This window comes from Streptomyces azureus (assembly GCF_001270025.1).
Lineage (GTDB): Bacteria > Actinomycetota > Actinomycetes > Streptomycetales > Streptomycetaceae > Streptomyces > Streptomyces azureus.
On record NZ_DF968265.1, the window covers coordinates 21,863 to 28,497 of the forward strand.

Annotated in this window: 8 protein-coding genes; 2 read left to right on the plus strand and 6 right to left on the minus strand. The window is 70.6% G+C overall.

Features of this window, described 5'->3' with window-relative positions:
* Positions 1-24: 24 nt before the first annotated feature.
* The 6 genes from AOQ53_RS16505 to AOQ53_RS16530 all read right to left on the minus strand — a co-directional run bounded on the left by AOQ53_RS16505 (position 25) and on the right by AOQ53_RS16530 (position 5,042).
* Positions 25-1,275 carry a ketosynthase chain-length factor gene (locus AOQ53_RS16505; RefSeq protein ID WP_059418083.1) on the minus strand — a complete coding sequence of 417 codons (1,251 nt, stop codon included), beginning with the start codon at positions 1,273-1,275 and terminating at the stop codon, positions 25-27.
* Complete coding sequence (locus tag AOQ53_RS16510) at positions 1,272-2,540, minus strand: beta-ketoacyl-[acyl-carrier-protein] synthase family protein (protein ID WP_059418084.1); 1,269 nt, start codon at positions 2,538-2,540, stop codon at positions 1,272-1,274. Before AOQ53_RS16510 ends, AOQ53_RS16505 begins: the two co-directional genes overlap by 4 nt.
* Positions 2,537-3,001, minus strand: coding sequence for a cupin domain-containing protein (locus tag AOQ53_RS16515; RefSeq protein ID WP_059418085.1), 465 nt, complete (start codon positions 2,999-3,001; stop codon positions 2,537-2,539). The genes AOQ53_RS16510 and AOQ53_RS16515 overlap by 4 nt, the downstream gene beginning before the upstream one ends.
* Positions 3,002-3,059: 58 nt before the next feature.
* Positions 3,060-4,178 (minus strand): SchA/CurD-like domain-containing protein, encoded by a 1,119-nt coding sequence (locus AOQ53_RS16520; RefSeq protein WP_059418087.1) that lies wholly within the window; start codon positions 4,176-4,178, stop codon positions 3,060-3,062.
* 229 nt (positions 4,179-4,407) lie between these two features.
* Complete coding sequence (locus tag AOQ53_RS16525; protein ID WP_059418088.1) at positions 4,408-4,701, minus strand: MTH1187 family thiamine-binding protein; 294 nt, start codon at positions 4,699-4,701, stop codon at positions 4,408-4,410.
* Entirely contained in the window at positions 4,698-5,042 is a 345-nt protein-coding gene (locus AOQ53_RS16530; RefSeq protein ID WP_059418089.1) for a DUF3817 domain-containing protein, read from the minus strand. The genes AOQ53_RS16525 and AOQ53_RS16530 overlap by 4 nt, the downstream gene beginning before the upstream one ends.
* Positions 5,043-5,267: 225 nt before the next feature.
* On the opposite strand from AOQ53_RS16530, the gene AOQ53_RS16535 reads away from it, so the two are divergent.
* Positions 5,268-5,900 carry an AIM24 family protein gene (locus AOQ53_RS16535; protein ID WP_059418090.1) on the plus strand — a complete coding sequence of 211 codons (633 nt, stop codon included), beginning with the start codon at positions 5,268-5,270 and terminating at the stop codon, positions 5,898-5,900.
* A gap of 1 nt (position 5,901) precedes the next feature.
* A complete protein-coding gene (locus tag AOQ53_RS16540; protein ID WP_059418092.1) occupies positions 5,902-6,552 on the plus strand; it encodes an AIM24 family protein in 651 nt (216 codons plus the stop codon).
* The last annotated feature ends 83 nt before the right edge of the window (positions 6,553-6,635 follow it).

Sequence of the window (6,635 nt, forward strand, 5' to 3'; positions counted from 1 at the left end):
CTTGTCGTGCGGGTGATGTGGGCTTCACCGGGCGTCTGGTCCCGGATCGCGGCGCAGTACCAGCGCCGCGTTGGAGCCCATGAGTCCACGGCTGAGGACCAGGGCCGTGCTCAGCTCGGCCGGGCGCGCCGTCGACGTCACCAGGTCGATGTCGTGGCAGATGTCGAACACGTTGGGCGTGGGCGGGATCCGCCCTTCCTCCATGGCCATCACCGCGGCCGCGATGTCCAGCACGGGCGCCCCGCAGTAGGACCGCCCGATGCCGGTCTTGGGGGCCGTGACGGGCACACGGGTGCCGTGCGGGCCGAGGGCATCGGCGAGGGCGAGGGCCTCGGCGCGGTCCGCCTCCGGGACACCCAGCGCGTCGGCGAAGACCACGTCGATCTCCTGCGGTGCGCAGCCGGCCTCGTCGAGGGCACCGCGGATGGCGTGGGCGAGTCCCTCCCGTGAGCGGTCCCAGCGCGAGGCGCCGGTGAACGTGGCCGCATGGCCCGCCACAGTGGCGCGGACGTCCGCGTCACGTCGGCGTGCGCGGTCCAGCTCCTCGACGACCAGCACGGCACCGCCCTCGGCCGGGACGAAGCCGCAGGCCGCGGAGGTGAAGGGGCGATAGGCACGCGCCGGGTCCGCTTCCGTGCTGAGTTCCGGGTATCCGAGCTGGCAGACCATCGAGTACGGAGCCAGTGGCGCTTCGGCCGCCCCGACCACGACCACGTCGGTTCCCCGCCCCACGGTCCGGGCGGCGTGTGCGACGGCGTCCAGGCCGCCGGCCTCGTCGCTCGCGACCACGCCGCAGGGGCCCTTGAAGCCGCTGCGGATCGACATCTGGCCCGTGCTGGCCGCGTAGAACCAGGCGATGGACTGGTAGGGACCGACGAAACGGGACCCCTGTCCCCACAGCTTCTGCAGCTCCCGCTGGCCGAACTCACCGCCACCGGATCCGGCAGCGGTGACCACACCGACGGAGTACGGGCAGTCGGCGGCGGCATCGCTCAGTCCCGCGTCCTTCAGGGCGGCACTGGCGGCGGCCATCGCGAAGTGGCTGAAGCGGTCGGTCTGGACGAGGAAGGTCTCCTCGATGAGCGCCGTGGGGTCGAATCCCCGGACCTCGCCGGCGACCCGGAGCGGAAGGTGCCCGCATCCCTCCCGGGTGATCCGGTCGAGTACGGACAGGCCCTCCTTGACGGACTTCCAGTAGGTCTCCGTCTGCAGTCCGTTGGGCGCGACCACACCGATCCCCGTGACGGCGGTGCGGCGGTTCGGCTGAGCACTCATCGTTTCCTCCCGGCCGGCCCCGTCAGGAGCACCGCGGACTGGAACCCGCCGAAGCCGCTGCCCACGGACAGCACGTTGGCGAGCTTGCGCGGTCGTGCGGTGCGCGGTACGTAGTCCAGGTCGCACTCGGGGTCCGGGGTCTCGTAGTTCGCCGTCGGCGGGACCACCTGGTGGGCCAGGGCCAGCACGCAGGCGACGACCTCGATCGCGCCGATCGCACCGAGCGAGTGGCCCACCATGGACTTGATCGAACTCATGGGCGTGTCGTAGGCGTGGGCGCCCAGGGACCGCTTGACCGCGGCGGTCTCGTGACGGTCGTTCTGGCGGGTGCCCGAGCCGTGCGCGTTGACGTAGTCGATGAGTGTGGGATCCAGACGGGCCTGTCCGAGCGCGGAGTCGATGGCCCTGGCCATCTCCAGCCCCTCGCTGGTCAGCCCGGTCATGTGGTACGCGTTGCCGAAGGTGGCGTAGCCGCCGATCTCGCAGTAGACGTGCGCGCCGCGGGCACGGGCGTGTTCGAGCTCCTCCAGGACCAGCACGGCGGAGCCCTCTCCCATGACGAATCCGTCGCGGTGGGCGTCGAAGGGCCGGGAGGCGTGCGCCGGGTCGTCGTTGTTCGGCGATGTCGCCCTGATGGCGTCGAAGCAGGCCATGGTGATCGGGGAGATCGGGGAGTCGGACGCTCCGGCGATGCAGATGTCGGCGCGGCCTTCCTCGATCGTGTGGAAGCCGTAGCCCACCGCGTCGAGTCCGGAGGTGCAGCCGGTCGACACGGTCTGCACCGGCCCCTGGGCGCCGAAGTACTCGGCGATGTCGGACGCCAGGGTGCTGGGCGAGAACGCCCGGTGCAGCTGGGGGCCGGCGGCGCGGTGGTCGACGTCCCAGCGTTGCCCTCGCTCGCTGACCAGGACGTAGTCGCGCTCCAGGCGGGTCGTGCCGCCCACGGCGCTGCCGAGCGAGACGGCCACCCGCCACGGGTCCTCGGCGCCGAACTCGATGCCGCAGTCGGCCACCGCCTCCGCGGCGGCGACGAGGGCGAACTGTATGTACCGGTCGGCGCGTTCGACCAGGTCGGGAGCGAGCCCGTGCGCGAGGGGGTCGAAGTCGCACTCGGCCGCGATACGTGAACGCAGCCCCTCGGGATCGAACAGTGTGATGCCGCGCGTCGCGGTACGGCCGCCTGAGAGGAGGTCCCAGAAGGCCGGCACCCCGATGCCGCCCGGGGCGACGACGCCGATGCCGGTGACCGCCACCCGCCGGGTCACGAGGGCACCCCGCGGCGTTCGGGCTGCGCGCCGTCCCCCTGCACGGCCGGGTACGTTTCGCCGCTCGCGTTCCCCTCCACGGCCTCCGTGTCGACGTGGCCCATGCTCGGCTTCGGAGCCAGCGGACCCAGGTGGAAGACCATCCGGGCCTCCACGTCACCGACGTTGCGGAAGCGGTGCCGCATGCCGATGGGGACCATGAGGCCCTGGTCGGCGCGGATCGGGTGTGTCACGTCGTCCAGGTCGACTTCCAGCTCGCCCTGGACGACGTAGACGAACTCCTCCGAATACGGGTGGTAGTGCTCGCTGATGCGTTCACCCGGCTGCATGATGGCCAGGCCCATGAACCCGCTCGTGGAACCCACCGTGAGGGGCGTGAGCAGGGTGCGCAGGTCGCCGCCACGCTTGCGGTTGGGCTCGGTCTCGCTGAGGTCCACGATGCGCGGGCGCGTCTTGTGCATGGTCCGTCTCCAGATCAGTCTGTGGGGTGTTGTCCAGGGCGGTGTCGTCCATGGACTGTCAGGACTGGGCAGCCCTGCGATCGGTGATCAGCGTCATGTCGGTGTGCGCCAGGAGGCGGGTGGCGTCCCGGTCGCTCGAGAGCGGCCCTTCGACGCCGAGTGCGGCGCCGTCGAGCAGGCGGGCCAGCACGGCCGCCTTCCGCGTGCCGTATAGTCCGAGCGCCCTGACGGGATCGGTCTCGGGATCCCGCGTGTCGATGAGCCGGACGACCAGGTCGTCCCGGTGGAAAACGGTGCTGCGGTGCACGGGCCCGGCGGGGTCGGCCACGGCGGTCTCGTCCTGCTGGGCGAGCAGCCGTGCCAGCGCCATCCCGCAGCCCTCACGGGCCGGGTAGTACAGGGCGTGACGCCGCAGACCGTCCGGTTCCGGTCCGCCACGCGCCACATGGTGCACGGCCGGCATGGCCGCGCGGATGAAGAAGGCCCGTGCCGACGCGGGGTCGGCCAGGTCCCTGCTCTGTTCCAGGTGCGGATTGAGGGCTTCCTCGACGGCCCGCACCTCCGGCTGACGTGAGACGTGGCGCAGTGCCGTCTGCAGATCGCCCTCCACCTCGACGGTGCGTACGACTCGGTTGCCGTGCATGAACAGCGTCGTGCGGCGCAGTCGTGTGGAGTCGTCGGCCCGGGCCTGGGGCGGCGCGTATCCGGCGAGGATGTCCGCGACCTTCGACTCGGAGCCGGGCTTGACGGTGAACGTCAGCGCATGGCGCGTCACTCCGTCGCCCACCCGCACCGGCGCCTGGACCTCGCCGGCGGTCCCGGCGGTGGGCGGGAGGTCACGTCCGGTCTCACGGATGACGTTGTAACGCATCGACCGGATGTCCCGGATGCAGTCCTGCATGGGCCTGACGGTCTCGAGGTGCTCCTCACTGTTCACCCAGGCGAGATACGGCGGTGCAGTCGCCCATTCGCTTGTGATGAGCCACTGGGACGGGTTCTCCACGGACTGGCACAGTTGGTCACCGAGGTGACCGGGAACCGACGCGACCCGGCTGCGCATGTGCTCGTACGCGTCGAGGAACCGTTGCTGGGCGCCTTCGTGGAGATCGACGAGGAGGATGACGCGCAGCCTCGAGCCGTCGAACGCCGACTGGGACGTATACGTCGAAGTGTTCACCGGCAGGCCCTTCCTTCGCTGGGCAGACGGCGGCCGCCGTGTCCGGCAGCGGGACGGCGGTCGGCCCTGAGCCCTCATCGTGGGTCGGTGCGTCGGACTCCGCGAGCCGCACGAGTCATCAGAGGGAACTGCCCGGTGCACGGGTCGCGCCGCTCGGCAGTGATCCGGGCCTCGCCATGACACAGAAAAGCCCCGGCTCGTCACGAGCCGGGGCTGTGGTCCTTGCGGTCTACTCGGCGAGGTGCCGCTCCACCGTCTCCACCTTGGAGGTGAGCCCGTCCGTCACTCCGGGGCGGATGTCCGCCTTGAGGACCAGGGACACACGCGGAGCCCGCTGCTCGACCGCGGCGACGGCGCGCTTGACGACGTCCATGACCTCGTCCCACTCGCCCTCGATCGAGGTGAACATCGCGTCGGTCCGGTGGGGCAGGCCCGACTCGCGCACCACGCGGACGGCCTCGGCGACGTACTCCCCCACGTCCTCGCCGACGCCCAGCGGCGTCACGGAAAAGGCGACGATCACGCCTTCACCGCCCCTTCCTGGCGCGCCCGGGACGCGATGACCGCGTCCTCGGCCTCACGCCGCAGCTTGCGCTCGGCGAAGAACCCGCCGGCCGGCAGCACCGACAGCACGAAGTACAGCGCGGCGGTCTTCACCTCCCACTTCGTCCGGTTCCACGCATCGGCCCAGAAGATCACGTACAGGATGAACAGGACACCGTGCACCATGCCCATCACCGGCACGGCATTGAAGTCCGTGGTCCGCTTCAGCACCGAGCAGACCAGCAGGAGGAGGAAGGAGATCGCCTCGGGGGCCGAGACCAGGCGGAGGCGGCGGATGGCGGTGGCGGTCTTGAGGTCCACGGGTCACCTTCGGTGGGAGAGACGCGGCGGTCTGAACGATCGCGGCGGTCTGAACGATCTGAACTGTCTGTACGGTCTGACGGTTTGTGAACGCACGCACAAGCGTCCCGCCCATTGTGGCAAACCGCCGCGGACCCCGGCCCCTAGGGGTGCGGTCAGGGTCGTTCTCCATCCACAGGCCCTGTCCGTAGCGCCCGACCTGCGGCTACCTTCACGTACGTGGCGATGTTCCGACTTCAGAGCAGCAAGGTGCTCGCCGTCGACATGACCGGAGACGCCGTGAAGGCGAAGAACGGCTCGATGGTGGCGTACGACGGCGAGATGGCCTTCAAGAAGCTCAGCGGCGGCGGCGAGGGCATACGGGGCATGGTGACCCGGCGGCTGACCGGTGAGCAGATGACCTTGATGGAGGTGAAGGGGCGGGGGACCTGCTGGTTCGCGGACCGTGCCTCCGAGATCAACCTGGTCGGGATCCAGGGCGACAAGCTCTACGTGGAGTCGAGCAACCTGCTCGCGACCGACGGCGGGCTGCGCACGGGGACGGAGTTCACCGGCCTGCGCGGCGCCTCGCAGGGCAACGGGCTGTTCACGACGACCGTCGAGGGCCACGGCCAGGCGGCGATCATGTCGGACGGCCCGGCGGTGGTGCTGCGCGTCAGCCCGCAGTACCCGCTGACCGTCGACCCGGGGGCGTACGTGGCGCACCAGGGGAATCTCCGGCAGTCCTTCCAGTCCGGTGTGACGTTCCGCACGCTGCTCGGGGAGGGCGGCGGCGAGGCCTTCCAGATGCGGTTCGAGGGGGACGGGCTGGTGTACGTGCAGCCGAGCGAGCGGAACACGATCGCGGGAGACGTGTGACATGGCCTTCCGGGAGATCAACGCGAAGATGGTCGAGGCGACCGTCGCGCCGGGCCAGAAGCTGTTCAGCCAGCGCGGCGCGATGCTCGCGTACCAGGGCGAGGTGTCCTTCACGCCCAACACGGCCGGCGGCCAGGGCGGGCTCATGTCGATGATCGGCCGCCGGGTCGCCGACGAGGACACACCCCTGATGACGGTCGAGGGCAGCGGCACCGTCCTCTTCGGGCACGGCGGCCACCACGTCCAGGTGATCCAGCTGGCCGGCGACACGTTGTACGTCGAGGCGGACCGCCTGCTGGCCTTCGAGGGCACGCTCCAGCAGGGCACGATGTTCCTGGGCTCGCAGGGCGGCGTCATGGGCATGGTGCGCGGACAGGTCAGCGGCCAGGGGTTGTTCACGACCACGCTCAAGGGGCACGGGGCCGTCGCGGTCATGGCCCATGGCGGAGTGATCGAGATCCCGGTCACGCCCCAGCGGCCGGTGCACGTGGACCCGCAGGCCTACGTGGCCCATCACGGCGACGTCCGCAACAAGCTGTCCACCGCCCTGGGCTGGCGGGACATGGTGGGCCGCGGCTCGGGCGAGGCGTTCCAGCTGGAGCTCAGCGGCAGCGGTGCGGTGTACGTCCAGGCGTCGGAGGAGAAGCTGTGAGCACGTACGGAACCCCGGGCGCCGGCCCCGCGGTCTTCGACCCGGCGACGCTGCCGCCCGACGACAATGTCAATCCCTACACC

Bases quoted from the DNA above. Each gene is read 5' to 3' on its own strand.
- AOQ53_RS16505 (WP_059418083.1), bottom strand. From the start codon at position 1,275: ATGAGTGCTCAGCCGAACCGCCGCACCGCCGTCACGGGGATCGGTGTG.
- AOQ53_RS16515 (WP_059418085.1), bottom strand. From the start codon at position 3,001: ATGCACAAGACGCGCCCGCGCATCGTGGACCTCAGCGAGACCGAGCCC.
- AOQ53_RS16535 (WP_059418090.1), top strand. From the start codon at position 5,268: ATGTTCCGACTTCAGAGCAGCAAGGTGCTCGCCGTCGACATGACCGGA.
- AOQ53_RS16540 (WP_059418092.1), top strand. From the start codon at position 5,902: ATGGCCTTCCGGGAGATCAACGCGAAGATGGTCGAGGCGACCGTCGCG.